Raw genomic sequence first — 19,874 nt, forward strand, 5'->3', positions numbered from 1 at the left:
GCACACCTGAACAAATATCTTGGGATTTATCAAATTGACTAACTAGAGTGGAAAAAGTTTCCTGCTTCTGTGAAGGGTGCCGCGTATCATGCAATTTCGCTATGAGTCCGCCCGGAATCATCCCCGCGTGCGTGGGGAGCACAGCGGGGTCGGGGACCGTCTCCAAGAGGCGGGGGATCATCCCCGCGTGCGCGGGGAGCACATGGTGCCGGCCGCCGACGGGATGATCCTGCGGGGGATCATCCCCGCGTGCGCGGGGAGCACTTCGCCCAGGCCCTCACGCAGAACCCGGGGGCGGGATCATCCCCGCGTGCGCGGGGAGCACGGATGAGGCGGCATGATGCCAGGCCACATGGAGGGATCATCCCCGCGTGCGCGGGGAGCACAGGACGGTGTGGGCGGCCGACCTCGAGGAGGAGGGATCATCCCCGCGTGCGCGGGGAGCACACCCGCCGCCGCTGAGTAACCGTGATCGCCTGGGGATCATCCCCGCGTGCGCGGGGAGCACGATCAGGAGCACGACCAGCGCGGCGTAGAACGGGGATCATCCCCGCGTGCGCGGGGAGCACCCCTCTCCGATCACGCGAAGCATGATCTCCGCCGGATCATCCCCGCGTGCGCGGGGAGCACCCCACGACGAGGGCGCCCGGTGCGCCGGTCGCGGGATCATCCCCGCGTGCGCGGGGAGTACGTCACGCAGGGTCGAGGTTACGCGTCCGCACGGGGATCATCCCCGCGTGCGCGGGGAGCACGCATCCAGTCGCAGGCGCAGGGCACGGACAATGGGATCATCCCCGCGTGCGCGGGGAGCACGCGTCCTTGTCGTAGTAGGGCCCGATGAACTCGGGATCATCCCCGCGTGCGCGGGGAGCACGACCGGTTCGAGCGCATGCCCCTCGCCGAGTTGGGATCATCCCCGCGTGCGCGGGGAGCACATCGCCGGCAAGTCATTCACCGACCAGTACCTGGGATCATCCCCGCGTGCGCGGGGAGCACGCAGGGGCCTCGGGAAGGGGGTAGGGATGGGGGGGATCATCCCCGCGTGCGCGGGGAGCACGCCACTGCCACGGCCGACCGCGAGCTCCCCGTGGGATCATCCCCGCGTGCGCGGGGAGCACGTGTGGACGTACAGGAAATCGGTGTACGCGCAGGGATCATCCCCGCGTGCGCGGGGAGCACTTCGGTGACGCCTGGGTCGAAACCGGCTTGGTGGGATCATCCCCGCGTGCGCGGGGAGCACAACGTTGCTTGCTGCCACGGCAACAAGCTTGTGGGATCATCCCCGCGTGCGCGGGGAGCACTGAAACGCACGACCGCCACAGCGCCGCGGGTGGGGGATCATCCCCGCGTGCGCGGGGAGCACATGACCGAGCGCATCCCGGCCGTCGCCGCCGGGGGATCATCCCCGCGTGCGCGGGGAGCACGTACGACCCGTTGTCGATAAAGCTGTACCAGCCGGGATCATCCCCGCGTGCGCGGGGAGCACTCGGCGATCTCGTCGGCGACCGCGGCGGCCTGGGGATCATCCCCGCGTGCGCGGGGAGCACTGACCTGCAGGGAGTCACGGAGAGTATCCATAGGGATCATCCCCGCGTGCGCGGGGAGCACGCGTGTCCGCCGCTCACCACAGTGTGAAGCCGGGGATCATCCCCGCGTGCGCGGGGAGCACCGGTCGCGCACGCTCACCCGGATCGAGTGGCTGGGATCATCCCCGCGTGCGCGGGGAGCACGTAGCCCATTCGATGTCTGCCGCGGCTAAGCAGGATCATCCCCGCGTGCGCGGGGAGCACAACGACGCCAGGCCGTCCGAGCTCCGGACCGTGGGATCATCCCCGCGTGCGCGGGGAGCACCAAGCAGCAGAACACTGGCCCTGGTAAGCGCGGGGATCATCCCCGCGTGCGCGGGGAGCACGGGGGTCCATCTACTCGCCAACAACAACAACAGGGATCATCCCCGCGTGCGCGGGGAGCACCCTCGACCCGTTCGGAATACATGACAATGTCCGGGATCATCCCCGCGTGCGCGGGGAGCACTCAACGGCATCAAGGGCATGGTGTCCAAGGCCGGGATCATCCCCGCGTGCGCGGGGAGCACAGCGTGTCATGCTGCCCGAATTCGGGGTGCCGGGGATCATCCCCGCGTGCGCGGGGAGCACCTGACCGGTGCCCGCACCGAGGAGCTTCGGGCGGGATCATCCCCGCGTGCGCGGGGAGCACCGGAAGACGAGGGCGATGACCCCTTTGATCATGGGATCATCCCCGCGTGCGCGGGGAGCACCTGGACAAGATCACGCCGCGAGACGTCCGCTCGGGATCATCCCCGCGTGCGCGGGGAGCACAACGCAGCGATGTAGGCCGGGTCGAGGGCCGGGGGATCATCCCCGCGTGCGCGGGGAGCACACGCAGTTAGTCACTCAGGCATGCGAGAGGCCGGGATCATCCCCGCGTGCGCGGGGAGCACACCCCCGACGGGATCACCGCGCGGGTGCTGGAGGGATCATCCCCGCGTGCGCGGGGAGCACTGTTCGATGACGGGGTGGCCAGGCTCGACCGGGGGATCATCCCCGCGTGCGCGGGGAGCACGCAGCACGCCCTGGCCCGCCTGCGGGCCGAGGGGGATCATCCCCGCGTGCGCGGGGAGCACACCGACTGCGGTTCACCGTTGGGCCAGACACCGGGATCATCCCCGCGTGCGCGGGGAGCACACAGGTTGATATAGGTCGGCAACCCGCAGGCGGGGATCATCCCCGCGTGCGCGGGGAGCACCGCCGCTACTTCCTGGACGGCACTCCTGTCGAGGGATCATCCCCGCGTGCGCGGGGAGCACAGGAGCAGGGCATGCGGAACATCCCGGTGGACGGGATCATCCCCGCGTGCGCGGGGAGCACGTTTGCTCTATCGCCTGATGATCTCTATGACGGGGATCATCCCCGCGTGCGCGGGGAGCACACGTACGTCGACCCCCATGCTGGCAAGACGAAGGGATCATCCCCGCGTGCGCGGGGAGCACAATGTTTTCGGCCCCCTGCAGGACCCGATCCTGGGATCATCCCCGCGTGCGCGGGGAGCACCACGCGGCGCCCTACCCCCCCGGGGGGGCCGGGGATCATCCCCGCGTGCGCGGGGAGCACTACCTCTACCGCGACGAGGCCGGCAATGTGCTGGGATCATCCCCGCGTGCGCGGGGAGCACTGGACGTGTCGCACGCGCGGCATGGCGGGAAATGGGATCATCCCCGCGTGCGCGGGGAGCACTCCATGCGGCGAAGAAACCGAAGAGACCCCCTGGGATCATCCCCGCGTGCGCGGGGAGCACTCTCCGCGACCTGCGCTTTCATGTCGCGCGGCCGCGGTTTCTGACCACTTTCAAAGATTCCGACATTTTGGACTATGTAAAGCTCTAGGTTTCGTTGCCTGTCAGCTGTGATCGGCCGGGTGATGCCGTCGCAGGGCAAGAACCGATGGGCGGTGTCACCGGACGACACGGCGACACGCGGGCGCCTCACCCCCACATGCGTGGGGAGAAAGCTTCGCACGCGTCTTCCAGCGCCCAATGGAGGAGGCTCACCCCCACCGGCGTGGGGAGGAAGCCGGTTTCCGGCCGGCTAATCCTTCATACCACTTCCGATCCGATCCCGAGCCCGCGGACCGCGAATCCCGATCACCCGAGCCGGGAACGGCGCCGCCGTACGGGCCCGCGGCGCAGGCGCGCGCGGTGGCGCCGGTCGAACCGGTCGATGCTCTCCGGCACGTCGGCCACCTCGGTGACCGCGTCAGCGCCGGCGTCCGCTTCTTCCACGGCGAAGTCGGCCAGCGGCTCCTCGTCGCCGGTGAGCCGCTGGGCGGCGGGGACCCGTTCGTGCAGGTCGGCGACGGGCCGTTCGCCTCGCGCAGCAGCGGCTCGTCGGGCGGCAGGAGCGGCACCCGAGATAGGGGTGCCAGCGCGGCCGCCGCAGCGCCCACGGCGAGCTCGGCGATGCGCGGCGCGGGCCCTTCGACCGTCACGGTGAAGACGGCGTCGGCCAGGTACCGGCGCCGGGTGACGATGGTGGCCTTCACCCGGGGGCGCTGCCTGCCCTCCGGCCGCGGGGCATCCCGCCCGGCTCACCGCAACGGGCAGGGATCAGTAGGGGAGGCCGGCACGCCGTACCGGCCGGGTGCGCCGGGCCTCGAACCACTGCTCCCCGCGCACCGCTCCCACGCCGGTGAGCGACCGTACCTCCATCTCGGCGAACTTCCGCGGGTCGTACTCCCTATTGAGGATCGTGCCGAGCCAGCCGCAGAAGAAGCCGAACGGGATGGAGATCAGGCCCGGATTGCTGAGCGGGAACCAGTGGAAGTCGACATCGGGGAAGAGCGAGCCCGGAGATCCGGAGACCACCGGCGAGAAGAACACCAGGAGGACAGACGAGCCGAGCCCGCCGTAGATCGCGGCGATCGCGCCCGCGGCGTTGAAACGTTCCCAGAACAGGCTGTAAAGGATCGCGGGAAGGTTGGCGGAGGCGGCCATCGCGAACGCCAGGGAGACCAGGAACGCCACGTTGAGCCGCTGCGCGAAGATGCCGAGCACGATCGACACCCCGCCGATGACGAACGCGGCGATCCGGGCGAAGCGTACTTCATCCGCCTCGTTGATCCGGCCGCGCTTGCCCGCGTGCGCGTACAGGTCGTGCGCGACGGACGAGGAGGAGGCGAGGGTGAGCCCGGCGACCACGGCGAGGATGGTGGCGAAGGCCACGGAGGAGACGACGGCCAGCAGGACGGCCGCCCCGATCTCGCCGAAGAGCATCTCGCCGAGCCGTTCCGCGAGCTGAGCGACCGCCGTGTTGCCCCCGGGATTCGCCTTGGCGATCTCCTCGCTGCCGACCACGGCGGCCGCGCCGAAGCCCAGGATCAGGGTGCACAGGTAGAAGGTGCCGATGAGGCCGATGGACACGAGCACGGATTTGCGGGTCTCCTTCGCGGTCGGCACGGTGTAGAAGCGCATCAGCACATGCGGGAGGCCGGCCGTGCCCAGGACCAGCGCCAGGCCGAGGCTGATGAGGTCGAGCTTGCCCGCCAGGCCCTCCGCCTCGGTCGCGTACCGCAGCCCGGGCTCGAGGAACGCCTCACCCTGCCCGCTCTGGTCGGCGGCCTGCCGGAGCAGCTCGGAGATGTTGAAGCCGAACTTGGCGGCCACCAGGACCGTCACGATCGTGGCGCTGACCATCAGCAGGACGGCCTTGATGATCTGCACCCAGGTCGTGCTCTTCATGCCGCCGCCCGCCACGTAGATGATCATCAGCATGCCGACCAGGACGATGATGGCGGCGTTGGCGACCGGGCCGTCCAGGCCGAGCAGCATGGACACGAGCGCACCGGCGCCGACCATCTGCGCGAGCAGGTAGACGATCGACACGGTGATGGTGGAGACCCCGGCGGCGATGCGGACCGAACGCGCGCTCATCCGGAAGGCCACCACGTCGGCCATGGTGTACTTGCCGGAGTTGCGGAACAGCTCGGCCACGAGCAGCAACGCCAGCAGCCAGGCCACCAGGAAGCCGATCGAATAGAGGAAGCCGTCATAGCCGTATAGGGCGATCACGCCCGCGATGCCGAGAAATGAGGCGCCCGACAGGTAGTCGCCACTGATCGCCAGACCGTTCTGCATCCCGGAGAACGAGCGCCCGCCGGCGTAGAAGTCACCCGCGTCCTTGGTTTGCCGGCTCGCCCAAACGGTGATGAGCAGCGTTACCGCGACAAAGAGGATGAACAGGATGATGGCTAACGCCTGGCTCACCGCGCCACCTCCCAGTGAGATATGTCACGCACTGTAGAAAACGAGGGGCACTATTGCAGCGACACGTTCGGCCAGCGGTCACAGAGGCGCGCCGATCGTGATCACGCCGTCGACGAGCGGTCGGTTCGGCGCGACGAGCGGTCATCATTCATCAATGATTACGACGTGATCGCTATTCGATCACGATCCATTGCCAGGATTTCCGATAATTAATCTTTAATCCAGATCAGTGGCGACCGCTCAGAATCCAAGAATCGCTCCAGACCGCTTTCCGGTGAGGCTTCCCGGGTGGCTCTTCACCTGAAAAGGAGCAGAAGTCCGCTGAGGATCGGGTCCCGCTGCCGTAATCAAGATCAGGAATGGCGGCGTCGTGGCCATGGGTCAGCGGACCGTCTCCGCCGCGTGCGGCTCCCGGTCACGGTCAAGAGGGGTGGCTGGACGGTCCGCCGCTTTCGTGGCCGGTGTTCCTTGACTCAAGCCCCAGCCGTTGCGCTCAGTGCCGCTGGCCAACTTACCGGCTCTCCCACGGCGCGTCATGGCTCGCTGGGCAGCCGGTAGTAGAACAGATCGGCCGAAAAGGATGCCGCTCAGGAGGGCCTGGCGCGGTTATGGCCGGCCGCGGCAGTCGGGTGGGCCGGTCAGGTGCAGTAGATCGTGAACGTGCCAGCCGTCCCTGTCGTCCGCCATCCGCAGGGAGAGTTCCGCACGAGTGGCCAGATCCAGTGGAGCTGTTCCAGCGACGGCATGCCCATGAGCGAGCCGGTCCAGGGCTGCCCCGACCAGGGGCCCAACCGTTCTGACGGTGGCCGCCAGGGCGGCGGGCCGCGTCGAGCCGCCATGAAGGACGATGTTCCGCTGACGGTACAGGCGGCGGAACGATCCCTGGACATTGGCCTATCCAGGAGAGCGCGCGCAGGGAGTTAACCGAAACGTCAGCGCGATTTCCTGTCACGAATGCTGCAATAGGGGAATCTGGCTGGTTTGCCGTCGACCTTTGGTGCCGTTAAGCACGGGACCGTGGACCGGTCGTCGGCATTCGCGTGGTCCTGCGCCTCATCTCCCTGAGCACCCTGCTATGCGCTGGCCACCGGTACGCCACCAGGCGCCGGAGGCCAGCGCGGCGAGCCCACGGAGGGATCCGGCCAGGCGGCTCACGACCACGGCCAGGGGTCACCCGCGGCGGCCGCAGCTCACGTGCCCTACGCCATCGTCACCCGGGTGAGCGGACCCTCCCCGGTGAGCCTCCGCAGCACCTGCAAGGCCGCACCGCGCGAGAGCAGGCCGTGGTGGCGCTCATTCCTTCGGTTGCGCAGGCACCCGTAACACGAGGTCTCCTCACCGCAGTCGCACTGCGCCATCCGGTCGAGAGCAGTCTGGGCTACAACGTCGAAGCGCTCGGCGATTCGCAGTACTGCGCCGGCCCCGCCGGGCACCGTGTCGTAAATCACGAGACTCGGTCTGCCGCCGGCCCCGGTGTGGACCACACCGTCGATGTCATCGCGGCTGATCTCCAGGCCGTAGGCCGCACCTTCAAGCAGAGCGTGGAGGGTAGAGAGCCACTCGGCCGTCTCCTGGTGGAGGCCGTAGATGATGACCTCGAGGATGTCGGTCTCGTACAGGTGCCCCAGATCGCGCCACTGCAGCTCGCCGGTGCACTTCGTCCGCCTGAGCGGATCCTCATGCACTTTCTCGACCTTGCCACCGGTGCGCGGGCGAGACCAGCCACACGCTGCGCAGATCAGGAAACCGGCCCCGCCCGGCCCGTACGAGAGCGCGATCATTTCCCCACGGGCTCCGGCCCGGCAGACCACGTGGGTGCCGCGCGTCGTGCGCCAGACGACCTCTGCAGGGTCGTCGGCGAGTTTGACCAGGTAGGTGCCGCCGTGCCACGAGGTCTCGGGCGGGGACGTGGCCGGTCGGCGCGTCTGGGGCGCGGCGACGAACCCGAACTCCGGGGTGCAGTACTCCCGCGGCGGCGAGGTGACTTCCGTGCCGCACACCGGGCACTCTGGGGCCTCGGCTTCGTCGGTATGCCGGAAGTGCTGGCAGCTCGGGCAGATGGCGTACCGCTTCGGGACGAGCTCACGCCCGGGCAGGCGGTAGATCCCGGTGGACCGCCACAGGACGCCACCGGCCACCACCTCGGCACCGGGAGCGTACTCGTAGATCGCGCTGGACAGGTCTCGGGTGAGCTCCAGCTTGGCGCCCACCGGGTTGTCACAGTGGATCGTGCGCAGCTCCACTGTGTCCACCGGGAACCCGTACTTGGGGAGCACGTTTCGGTTCGCCAGGAAACCGATCAGGTCACGCCGCATCAGGGTGTTGATGGTCCGCTGGTAGCGGTCCGCCTCCCGGTATCTGCGGGCCTCGGCCGCCTTGTCTCTCTTCTCCTCGAAGAGCTCGATGTCGTGGTTGAGCTCACGCCGTACCTTCTCCAGGTGATCGCAGAGCCGGGAGACCCACTTGCCGGAGTCCACCCCGATCTGGGCCTGGACCTCGGCCGGGAGCACGTGCCGCAGCGTTTCGGTGATCTCGGCGGGGACAGGGGTGAGGAAGTCGCGGACCCGGGTGCACGGGGGTTCCTGGCCCGGCCCGGGGCGGAAGAACTCGCCGGCGGTCCGCCAGATCGTGCCACTGGTCACCTTGGCGTGGCGGAAGAACGCCGCCAGCGCCACCGAGTGGGCGTGCCGCCGATCGATCCGCTCATTGCCGAGCGGCACGTACGGCGCACGCACGTAACCGGCGATCATCTCTTCCGGCTCCTGGTAGCGCGACAGGTCATGGGAGCGCCGCTGGGCGTAGGTGAGCACGAGCGCCGCGGAACCGGTGCGCCGCCCCACCCGGCCGGCCCGCTGCACGTAGTTGGCCGTGGTCGGCGGCATGTTCCGCAGCAGCACGCTCTCGAGCTCGCCGACGTCCACCCCGAGCTCGAACGTGGTGGAGCAGGACAGGACGTTCACCTCGCCGCGCAGGAACCGCTGCTGGATGTCGGCCGCCGCCTCACTGGTCCACTGGGCGGTGTGCTCCCGGGCGACCAGCGGGATCGGCGCCATGGACCGGTACAGGGACGTATAGTGCTCGTCCGGATCCGCGGTGGCCTCCACGAGTCGGCCCGTGCACCCCATGGTCGGGCACACGCCCCGGACGTTAATCGCGGTGAACCGGCGGCACAGCTCGCACCGGTAGAGCACGTCCGCGGGGGCGATCCGCAGCCAAGTGTGGTCCAGCTGATGGACGACCCCAGCCCTGCCGTTGCTCGTGCTGCGCAGCCACCCGTCCTTCAGGTTCGTAAGGAACGTCCAGCAGTTCTCCAGGACGGTGCCGGCGTCCGCTGGGGAGCAGCCGAGCGCCGCGAACACCCGCTCCAGATAGTCGAGCCGCCGGTTGCGCCCGCGGGTGGGCAGCCAGCTCAGCACCTTGTACCTGGGTTCGGCGCCGCGGTTGCGCACATAGATCGGCCCGGTTCGTGGGCTGAACCGCTCGTCACCGGGGTGCACTGCCTCCGGCATGGTGAGAACGCCCTGGTTGCGAAGGGTGCGGACGAGCTCTGCCAGTAACGCCCAGCCCTCCTCCTCGCTCAGGCCGAGATCAAGGAGCGGGCCCGGCAACCGCCATGCAGGGTCGCGGCTGAGCGACACCCGGATGAGGCCAAGGCCCTCCAACGACTTGCGCTCGTCGAGCGCGAGCAGCTCGCGCATGATCCACAGAGCGACCTCGCGCTCGCGGGCCGAGGCATCCTCCTTGACCTCGAACACGCCGGCCCGCTCCGCCGCCTGGGTTACGTAGAAGATCAGCGTATCGACGCTCGCGTCCGGGTACTTCTTGGCCGCTTGCTGCAGTCCTTGCATGATGAGGCGCCGATGCTGCAGCTCCGCGTAGGTCGTCTCGAGGTAGGGACCGAAGAAGGCCGCCGCCTGCCGGCTGTCGTTGAAGGTGAGCAGCTTGCGGCCCTCCCCTGGGTGATCGGCGGCCTCGGGGTGCGGTGACGGAGGGATCTGCTGGTAGAGCGCGGTTGCGAGAACCGCGGTGGTGGCGTCGGTGCCGCTCTCGAACCGCCGGATCATCTCCGCACCCCGTCCGCCGCAGACGAGGCAGCCGGTCGGGGATGCGGCGGGTGTGTTCAACCTGCGGACCAGCCGGAACTCCTGCTCCGGACACCCGTCCCGGCCGCATCGAGGCGGCCGCGCGCCGTGGAGCGCGCCACAGCGGGGGCAGAGGTAGGCGCGCGGCCCTTCGGAGACGTTCGTCACGTTCTCCAGGACGAGCTCGTCTTCGTCCACGACCTCGGGCGCGTCGTCCAGCAGCAGCCACCTCCGGCGCTCTTCGCTGCGGACGCGCGGGGTGAAAATGGAGCCGCTCGAGGTCTCCTGTACCGCACCGATCAGGTGGACGGCTCCGCAGCGCTTGCACCCGGCAAGCTCGAACATCGCACCTCGGCAGGTGGGACAGGACTCGCGCCGGTTGAGCGACACGTGCGGGCCTTCCCCGGTAAGGCAGGTGTACGCCCCCTCGGTCGCCCGGGCGAACAGGTGGTAGCGGGCGGAGAGCACGGGCCGGCCGGATGCGTCGCGGACGCGGCCGCCGACGTCGACGAGTGCGGCGAGCCCGCCGCCTGGGTCTGCTTGCCCGCCGAAGACCAGCTGGGCGAGGTCATCGAAGGAGCGCGGCCCTTTCGCCAGGCTCCTGCGCAGCTCCGCCATGGCCTGCTCGTGAGCGAGGGCAGTGGCAGGGTCGCCGTACCGGCCGCCGGTCATCCGGAGCAGGGCGTGGCCGGGGTCGTCCTCCCGGGCGAGCTCCTTATAGCCTTCGGCGGTGAGTGGCCCCCAGAACGGCCCGTCCGGCAGGGCGACGCGGCTGGCGCGGACCAGATCCCGGCGGGATTCATCGCTCTCGTCCCATTCGAAGGGCGCGTTGAACAGCTTGGCGGCGAACGCCATCACCGCGTGGGGGTCGTCGCCCACGGTGGCGCTCGTGGCGATGCACTGCAGCCGCCTGCCCCGGGCGACCCGGGCGTGCAGGCGGCGCAGCAGCATGCCCAGCTCTTCCGCCTTGGCACCGTCGTAGACGTGGGCCTCGTCGAGCGCGATGAACCGCCAACGCCCGCCGTGCTCGCCCTCGAACAGGTCCATGTCGGCCGGCCGCAGGAGCAGGTACTCGAGCATCGCGTAGTTGGTGAGGAGGATGTGCGGGGGAGTGGCGCGCATCTCCTCCCGGCTGAGCAGCTCATTCGGCAGCCGCCTCTCCCCGGGGTTGAGCTCCGTGAACTGGACGGCTGCGTCCTGCCGGCGCTCCTTGGTCTCCCCGACGTACCGGCCGAAGGTGATGTACGGCACGGCGGCCAGCAGCTGGCGCAGCCGCTTGAGCTGGTCATTGGCGAGCGCGTTCATCGGGTAGAGCAGGAGCGCCCGCACCCCGGGGGTGAGCGTCCCCTTCCGGTGCTCCTCGAGCAGATGGTTCAAGATCGGCAAGAGAAAGGATTCCGTCTTGCCGGAGCCGGTTCCTGTAGCGATGACCAGGTTGCGCCCGAGTGCGGCCTTGCGGATCGCCTCCTCCTGGTGGCGGTAGAGCGGGCGGTCCAGCGGCAGTGCCGGGCCGTCGAGGTCCCGGAATGCGGGTGACAGCACGCCTTCGTCGATGAGCCGCCGGAGGGTGGCCCCGGTCGCGTAAGGCGGGGTGGCCTCCAACAGCGGTCCCTTGGTCAGCATGGGGCTCTCGTTGATCGCGGCCGTCAGGGCCTGCGCGATCTCCGCGTCTCGGATGGGGAGGATCGAGCGCAGGTAACGCCGGTAGGTGTCGGTGATCAGTTCACTCGCTTTCAGTGCATCCACGGTCGCTCCGTAAACCAGGGGAGGACGCTCATCGGTTCGAGGCCGGGGGACGGCCGCTCATCGCCCGCTGGCGTCGGACCGGCGCCGGACGGGATGCCGGGGGAGGAAGATCCATTCTCCGCCCGGATTGCTGGCGCCGAGGACGCGCCCGGGTTCGTGCAGCCAGGGGAACTCGTGCTGCAGCTCCTTGTAGCTGTCGTTCGTCACCACCACGGCGTTCTTGCGCTCGGCCAGGGTGGCGACCAGCCGATCGGCTTTTCCGCTCGTGCCCGCGGGTACTGGGGTGATGAGGCCGGAACGGATGTGCCTCTTGAGCTCGTCGCGTTCGCCCTCCTCGAGCTGGTGGATCAGGGCGGCGTCCACGATCACGTCGACGGTGGCCCCGGGGAACTGCTCCCGCAGCGCGGCCACCGCCTCGAGGAGCTGCGCCAGGCTGGGGGAGTCGTCGGCCTTCGCGTCGCGCCCCAACCAGGCGATGTTCGACCCGTCGACCACGAGCGCCCGAGGGCCGGAGCGCGCCCCGCCGCCCGGGGTGCCGGGTGTCCCGGCCGGAATGCGGCCCGGTGCGGGCGCGGCCGCCCGGGCGGCCTGGCCCGTGGTCGGCGGCCGGGCCGCGGCGGGGGACGGGTGGGCTGGGAGCCCTTCCAGCGCGGTCATCTGCCGCCGGATCTCGTCGATGGAGATGGACCCGCCGTGGGTGAAGTCGGAGATCTCCTGGTCGACCAGCACCCGGCCGTCCCGGTCGAGGGTGGCCTTTACGTGGAGCAAGCCGTCCCGCTGGTAGGTGTATTCGAGCGTGAAGGAGGCCTGATTGCGGGGGAGGGGCTCCGGGTACCGGACGTTCAGCGTGGTGAGCTGGAAGTTCTCAGGGTCAGACAGGGGCTTGTCTGGATCGGCCTCCCAGATCTCGATGTTCACCTCGGGCTGGAAATCCGTTTTGGGGGAGTAGTTCTTCTTCTCCCGGATGGGCAGCGGCGACCGCGCCTTGATGATCTCGCTGAAGACCTTCCGGTCACCGTGCTCGCTTTCGTAGACGGCGGTGCCGAGCGCGTACATGGAGGAGACCTGCAGGTAGCTGTCGAGCTTCTTGTCCAGGATCGCTGCGGCGATCGCCGCCCCACGGGCCACCGCGGTCATCGGGTGGCAGATCTCGGCCGGCACGGCCTCGGCGTCCATTAGCCGCTCGACCGCGGCGCGCACGCACGGCATCTGGCTCGTGCCCCCGATGAGGAGGATGTCGGTGATGGCGGTGGGCGCCAAGCCGAGATCGTTGAGGCACATCCGGACCGGCTGGAGGGCCTGCTCGACGAGTGGCTGGATGGCGTCCTCCAGCTCTGGCCGGGACACCTCGATCAACCGCTTGACCCCGGGGACCCGGGTGAGGACCGTCTCCTCCGTCGACAGGCGGATCTTCGTCCGCTCCACCGCGAGCGCGAACTGCCGCTCCTCCTCCAGGGACAGCTCGGGTAGGCGGCCGATCTTCCGGATGATCAGCTCGCGCAGCCGCTTGTCGATCTCCAGGCCTCCCAGCTGGGTGAGCCCACGCGACGCGCGCTCCTCGAACACGCCATCCCGGTGCTCGAGGATGGTGACGTCGATGGTGCCGCCGCCCCAGTCGAAGACCATGATCATGCCTTCGTCCTGGATGTCGTGCATGTAGGAGAGCGCCGCGGCGGTCGGCTCGTTGAGCAGGGTCTTGACCTGGATGCCCGCGGCGCGCGCGGCGGCGCGGGTGCGATACCGGGCTCCGCCCTTCGCGTTGGCCGGCACGGTGATGACCGCGCTGTCGATGGTGGTGAGGTTCTCCTCCGCCCGCTCGCGCATCGCCTTGAAAACCCCGGCGGCGGCCGCGGTCGCCGACACCCGGCGGTCGCGGAGGGCCACCGTGCCGTCGTCGCGCAGCATGCGCTTGCACGCCTCGATCACCCGGTTCGCGCGGAGCTTGGCCTCCCAGCCGAACAGCGTGCCGAGGCGCAGGGAGCTCTCACCGATGATGGTGGGGAAGAGGTATTCGAACGAGGGGTAGAACCATTCGTCTTCGAGGTGCTCGCTGTCCAGGGTGAGCACCTCGACATCCGTCCCGTTCCATTGGGCGACGACGGAATTCGTGGTGCCGAAATCGATTCCAGTGGACATCCTCATTCCCCGGACGTGCTCTCGGTCATCGTCGGTGCTGCTCGGGCAGGGGGCCGTCGGTCCAGCGCACCCGGCCGGAGCGGATCGTCTGCCCGGTCTGCACATCGATGTAGGCCGGCTCCACTACCTCCAGGCTGGGGCCTTTGCCCTTGCCGATCTGCTCGAACCGATCACGGTGGGCCTCGGGATCGTCGACGCGTTCCAGGCCGGCCCGGACGAACCATTCCGGCAGCAGGTCGGGAATGTGCTCCAGCATCCCGTCCTTGGCCAGTCTGTCCAGCTCGACGAGGTGGGTCAGGTGCAGTCTTCGGCTGCGCAGTGCCTCGAGCACGGCGCGCCGGATGATCTGCTGCACCTGGTCTTCGGTGAGCTTTAGCTTCGCCGAGCGTTTGATGTCCTTGCTCTGCTCTATCAGCTCCGACGCCCGCTCCGTGAAGGCCGCCAGCAGCTTCCCGGGCTCAAGGTGCGTGCGCTCGGCGGCGATCGCGTCCAGCCGCTCCTCCATCTCGGCGCGCAGCCGCGCATGGATCTGATCCGCGATCTCCTCGTAAATGTTCTTGTGCAAGGTTGCCCGGATGCACTCGGCGATCTGGTTGCGCAGCTCGTTCCTGACGAACTGCGTCAGCCGGAGCCGGGCCTCCTCGACGGTCTGCTCGATCTGCTTCTGGAGCAGCCGCTCGAGCCTTTCGAAGCCACCGGCGAGCTCTCGGGAGATGCTTCGCGCCGTGCCACGACTGTCGGCCGATTGGTCGGCCCGGGCGGGACGGTCTCCAGGCACGTGCGAGCCGGACGCGGCCGCACGGCCGGCGGCCGGCTGCGGGGCGACGTGGTTCTGCTTCGAGGGCACGGTTGTGCGCGGTGTGCGTCGGGATCTCATTAGGGGTTCCTTGGCTCGTGCCGGAGTTCATCGAGGAGCGTGCGGGCCGCCGCGTTGCGGAGCATGCGGAAGTCCCGGGGCTCGCTCTGCGTCCTCCGGGGAAGGGGTTCGAGCGGCGGCGCCAGGCGGGGCGAGCGTCGCCGCGGGGCCTGCAGGTTCTTCTCCTCTAACGGGAGGACGTAGAAGTCCGCGCCGTGGCGGTCGGCATGGGTGAGGCGCCGTTTCGCCTCGTTGATCATGGTCAGCCTGTCGAGGTCGTCGTCGAACTCCTTGCGCAGCCGCCGCCAGGTGGCCTCCCAGCCGGGCGCCCCGTGGGGGAGCCCCAGCATGAGGTAGGGGTTCTCCCAGTACTCCCGCCTATTCCGTGGGAGGGACCGGCGCTCCTTCAGCCGGCGGATGTTCTCCGTGACCTCCGGGTAGACGTCCGCCACCTCGTCGAGCAGCCTGATCGCGCGGTCGAGCTCCTCCGTCTCCTGGGCGAGGTAGGCGGCCATGTTGTGGATCTCGGCTCGGAGCTGCCTGCTGACGAGGTGCCGCCCGCCGCGCACCTGACGGGCGGCGTCCACGAGGAGCTCCGCTTGTTCCCTGGCCTTGCGCAGGTCGCGGGCGAGGATCCAGCGGTAGGCCTGGTGCGCGGCCCGCCAGGCGTGGAACTCGCCGGCCTTCGGGTTGATGAGACCGGCCGGTGACCACAAGGCCATCAGCAGCGCCCAGAAGCCACGCTCGGCGGTGATGTGCGCCGGCCAGTGGCCGGTCTGCGCGCCACGCATGATCTCGTCGAACAGTGGGCGCTGCTCCGGGGGTAGCGAGGCTCTCAGTCGGATGTCGGCATGCCCCTGCCAGAACCTCGCGAGCATGGCGTAGACGTCGTCGCCGTCGAGGTCCTCGCCCGCGAGGAAGGCGTGCCACCGGTCCAGCTCCGCCCATCCCAGCCGCCGGGCGTCGTCGCGGCTCAGCGACCGGGGGATCAGCCGCGCGCGGAGGTAGAGCCGCTCGCCAGCGTCCCCCCGCATGTTCCACGGCTCCTCGTCCCGGCCCACCACGCCAAGGTCGATCAGGTCGTCGACGACGGCCAGCGGAAGGCGGGGGAGTACCGGGGTGATTTCGTCCGGGCGGACGCGCGCAGGATGACCGAGCGCCGCCAGGTAGATCCGCCATTCCGCGGGTCCGTCGAGCAGGTCGGCGCCGGGCAGGGACACCTCGCCCGCCCGGGGGTGCTCGGCCGCGAGCACCTGAACCCGGCGCATGCCGGTCTCGCTCATCCAGGGCATCCCGGCCTGGAGGAGACGGTCCAGGTGCGCGATCAGGCGGGCGGGGGCGAGCGTGGCCAGCGCGGCCTTGACCGCGACGGGGAGCACGCGTGGGGGCGGGCCGGTGAGGGCGGCCCGAATGATCGCCGCGTCGTCCGCGGAGACCTTGCCCTCCTCCAGGAGGGTGGACAGCGCCCGGCGTATCCGGGTCACCGAGTCCTCGCCCTGAATTCCCAGGTCCGCCCAGGCTTTACCGATGGGATCCGTGCCGTGGTCCAGGGACTTGAGCGCCGTAAGCCGCTGCCGGCGCTTCTCGCGCCAGGCCTTGACGAGCTCAGTGCGGGAGATGGACGCGTCCAGTGTGACCTCTCATATTCCGAGGGGAGACACTGATCGGTGAGCGGGCCGTGATAGGTGGTCCGATGGTACTACCCGTGCCCTTTGCCCGGTCTGCGGTCAGGTGACCATGGACCGCTCCGCGACACCGGACGGCGGGGAGTGATCCTCGGACGCCGCGATCAGAAACTCGGCCCTGATCAAGTCGATCGCGGTGAGGTCGGGGGCGAGCTTGGCGAGCATGCGCCAGAGGGGCCGGAACCGCTCTTCGAGGTCCCGGCAGCCTTCGTGCCCGCGGGCGGCGGCTCGGGCGAGGAGGGCGCAGGCGATAGAGACCGCCGGCAGCGACACCCAGCCCTCGAGCCGGTCCGGGTCGCAGCGTTCGGTGACGTACCGCTCCAGCCCGCGCAGCCGGGTGCCGCGCAGCGCCGTGAGCGCGTGGCGGATCAGGTGCGCGGATACCTCGGCGAGGGTGCGGGCGTCCCGGCTGTTCCTCCGGTCGAACAGAGCCCGTGCCGCGGCCATGCGGGTGTCCACGTCCAGCAGCGCCTTCGGGACGACCTGGGCCGCGCTCCAGAGCTCTTCGAGCCGCTCCGGCTCGTGGCGGGCCAGCACCTCCGCGGCCCGGTCGAACTTGCCCACGTGCGGGTAGGGGTCACCGCGGCCGAGCAGGATCTCCATCGCCGCCGCCCCGCATACCGCCTCGACCTCGGCCCGCAGGTCCGGATGGTCGGCGATCTCGGGCAGGACCGGGCTCGACAGCAGGGCGGCCGCCACCGGAGCGGTGCGCCACAGCCCCACATCGGACTCCCGGAAACCGGCGGTGCGCCCGGCGGCGAGCCCTGTGGTGATCACGGCGACCACGGTCCGGTCCGGAGGCAGCCCGGCGGCGGGCAGGTGCCGGAGAGCCTCCGGGTCCCGGCGGAGCGCCGCCGCGCAGTGCCCGATCCACCGGCCGGCCGCCGCGTAGTCGACCCGGTTGGCCAGGTCGACGATCGCCCAGAGGCGGTCGAGGCGGGTCACCTCCGGGGGGAACGTCTTCGCACCGGCCAGGTAACCGGACAGCCACCGCTCCTCGGCGTCGGCTCCGCTGTAGTGGCCCGGCATCGGGCAGGCGAGCAGCTCGCTTGGCTTGGGCCACCGGGGCCACTCCGCGGGGGCCCAGGGGTCCTCCACGGCGAGCCGGACGTGCAGCGGGCCGGCGTGCTGTAACGCGGGCGGGAGCGGGATCGAGCCGTCCCGCTCGACCGGGATCAGCTCCGGCCCCCGCCACGGGGCGGTGTACAGGTAGACGCCCGCGGTGAGCCCGTCCACCCAGACGCACTCATCGAGGATGAGCCGGTCCCCGCTGGCGGTGACGCCCGAGGCGAGCCTGGCCGGCCGCACGTACCCGATGGGGAGCCGGTAACCGGGCACCGAGAGCACTAGGTCGGCGCTGCGGTACCGGGCCACCGTGTCCTGGGCCTGGGTGAGGTCGTACCGGCCGCCCTGGGGGGTGAGCCGCTGCACGCACTGGCCGCCCGCGTGGAGCTCTAGCGGCGGGAGCGTGTCCGCGCCGGGCAGGTCGACCCTCAGGGATTCGGCCTCGGCGAAGAACTCGGCCGCCAGCCGCACCGGGCGGGAGCTCCACTTGGGGCTCTCTCCCCTCCGCTCCAGCAGGACGCGCATCTGGGGCGGGGAGACGAGCAGCGGCTCGCTCTCGCTCGCCGTCGTGCAGGTGACGACATGCTCGCGCTCCCCGGGGGCGTACTCCGGGGTGGCCGGCTCCACGGTCATGCCCGGCCCGGCGGTGAGCACCGCGCGGCCCGGGGCGAGGCCCTCGGGGGTGAACAGGCGCACGCGCGGGTGGTAGGCGGCGGTGAGCCCTTCGGCGATGACCACGGTACGGCGGGTGCTCCGGCCGATCGGCCCGCGCACCGTGATCTCGAACGCGCCGAGCAGGGGCCGGGACAGGCCGGCCCAGAGCTCCTCCCCGAGCTCGACCGGTTCACCGACGGTGAAGGTGCCGGTGAAGACGGCGGGCCCGCCCGCGGCCGGCCGGATGTCGACGTGCCAGGTGAGCGTCGCCTCCGCGGGCAGCCACACGCGGGGCGGTGCGGCGTGCACGGGCGAGCCGTACGGCGTGGTGACCCCTGGGACGGGGTCGCTGGTGATCACGCGGGGCCGGCTGTACCCGCGGATCGGGCGGTGCCGGCCGCCAGACAGGCCGACCCAGGTCGCGCCCGCCGGCTCGACCAGGGCGAGGCGCCAGCCGCCCCAGCCGATGGGCAGCGGGCTCTCGGTGACCACCCGGATCTCCCCGTCAGAGGCGAGATCCCGGTCGCGGGGGTGGAGCACCCAGATCTGGTCCGGGGGCACACCGAGCCGGGGGGAGACGTGCCGCCCGTCCTCGCTGAAGATGAGCAGCGGGTCGCCGGGGTCGACGATGTCGAGGTGCGTCTCGTGCGCCGTGCCGTACAGGGAGACCTGGGCGGAGCGGGCGGGTCGCGGCAGGGGGAAGGTAGTCGCGGGCGCGCCCTCGGCGGCGCCCACCCAGAGCGCGCGGCTCTTGACCACGGTGGGCACCCCGTCGACGATCACCTGCCACCGCGCGGTGCCGTCGGGCGCCTCCCCGATGGGCGGCAGCACGATTTGGACGCCCTGCCCGTACGGGTCGATCGCGAGATGTGGCGGCTCGACCCGGCGCCGTCCCCGGCCAGGCGCGGGCTCCCGGATCAGGTCAAGTTCGCCCTCACGGGCGAGCTCCTGCGCGCGGTCGAGGAACCGCGCGGGCAGGCCGAGGCCGCTCAGGTCCGGGTCCGGCGAGTGCAGCCGGTCGAGGAGGTCCAGGCACCGGTCGATCACGTCCAGGGCGTAGTCGGTGCCGAAGCGGATGAAGTTCTGCGCGGGCTTGTCGAGCGTGCCGAGCCTGCCGGGCCGGTCGGTGGCCCAGGAGAGCAGGGTGCCGGCGTCGATGGTCGGGTCCTGGCGGCGCCGTTGCACCAGGAGGGTGAAGAAGTCCCGCAGGCAGTAGGTGGGGATGCCCGCGTGCATGAGGATCGGCCCGACGTACCGCTGCGGGTCGTCGAGCACGGGCAGGCCGAACCGTTCCAGGGTCGCCAGGTACGCCTTGCCCCAGGCGGTGGCGTCCTGGAGGTCGGGACGGCCGGCGCAGTCCAGCGCCTCCCAGAGGTAGGGCCAGTAGGTGCCCCGCTGGTAGCGGTGGGCCGCCACGCCGGTGAGGGTGACGGCGATGCAGGCGGGCCAGCGGTCGAAGAACGACCGGTGGCGGCGCTTTTCCACCCTCAGCCGGTAGAGGTGGCCGAGCGCCCGGGCGGCCGCGTCGAGCGTCCGGCGATCGACCTCCAGCTCGGTGATGAGCGACACGCTGGAGAGCTTCGGGCCCCACTCGGATTCGAGCCGGTCGAGCAGTGCCGCCAGCTCCCAGTCGGAGAGCACCGTCGTCATCAGATCCGCCCATCGGTGGAACGACGTGTCGGAGCGCCTTTCGCGCTACCGCATAGTAGTTACCAGTGGATTTGATTCACAGCAAGAGTGTTGAATATCTCGGGTGATGCGAGTATCGTTGGTTCGCGACTGCGACAGGTCGCAGGCGAACAACGGCCGCGCGCTCTGGTGGCGGTCCTGGAGCGGTACAAAACCACACGGAACCGGTGCTGACGTGCGATC

Annotated in this window: 7 protein-coding genes and 1 CRISPR repeat array; all 7 genes read right to left on the reverse strand. The window is 70.1% G+C overall.

The features are described 5' to 3' along the window. The first annotated feature begins 113 nt into the window (after window positions 1-113). Window positions 114-3,315: direct repeats of the CRISPR family, unit length 29 nt; unit sequence GGGATCATCCCCGCGTGCGCGGGGAGCAC. Between the two features lie 345 nt (window positions 3,316-3,660). Beyond that, window positions 3,661-3,798 carry a hypothetical protein gene (locus TBIS_RS19800; protein WP_242384324.1) on the reverse strand — a complete coding sequence of 46 codons (138 nt, stop codon included), beginning with the start codon at window positions 3,796-3,798 and terminating at the stop codon, window positions 3,661-3,663. Between the two features lie 324 nt (window positions 3,799-4,122). Then, entirely contained in the window at window positions 4,123-5,778 is a 1,656-nt protein-coding gene (locus tag TBIS_RS07660) for a solute symporter family protein (protein ID WP_013131786.1), read from the reverse strand. Window positions 5,779-6,977: 1,199 nt separating this feature from the next. Next, on the reverse strand, window positions 6,978-11,606 hold the full coding sequence (locus TBIS_RS07665) for a DEAD/DEAH box helicase (RefSeq protein WP_013131787.1): 4,629 nt from the start codon (window positions 11,604-11,606) through the stop codon (window positions 6,978-6,980). Between the two features lie 57 nt (window positions 11,607-11,663). Further along, a complete protein-coding gene (locus tag TBIS_RS07670) occupies window positions 11,664-13,742 on the reverse strand; it encodes an Hsp70 family protein (RefSeq protein WP_013131788.1) in 2,079 nt (692 codons plus the stop codon). A gap of 25 nt (window positions 13,743-13,767) precedes the next feature. Further along, window positions 13,768-14,589 (reverse strand): hypothetical protein, encoded by an 822-nt coding sequence (locus TBIS_RS07675; RefSeq protein WP_041431329.1) that lies wholly within the window; start codon window positions 14,587-14,589, stop codon window positions 13,768-13,770. A gap of 29 nt (window positions 14,590-14,618) precedes the next feature. Then, complete coding sequence (locus TBIS_RS07680) at window positions 14,619-16,082, reverse strand: hypothetical protein (RefSeq protein WP_013131790.1); 1,464 nt, start codon at window positions 16,080-16,082, stop codon at window positions 14,619-14,621. Window positions 16,083-16,325: 243 nt separating this feature from the next. Beyond that, window positions 16,326-19,652 (reverse strand): hypothetical protein, encoded by a 3,327-nt coding sequence (locus TBIS_RS07685; RefSeq protein WP_013131791.1) that lies wholly within the window; start codon window positions 19,650-19,652, stop codon window positions 16,326-16,328. Window positions 19,653-19,874: the final 222 nt, after the last annotated feature.

Source organism: Thermobispora bispora DSM 43833, assembly GCF_000092645.1.
Lineage (GTDB): Bacteria > Actinomycetota > Actinomycetes > Streptosporangiales > Streptosporangiaceae > Thermobispora > Thermobispora bispora.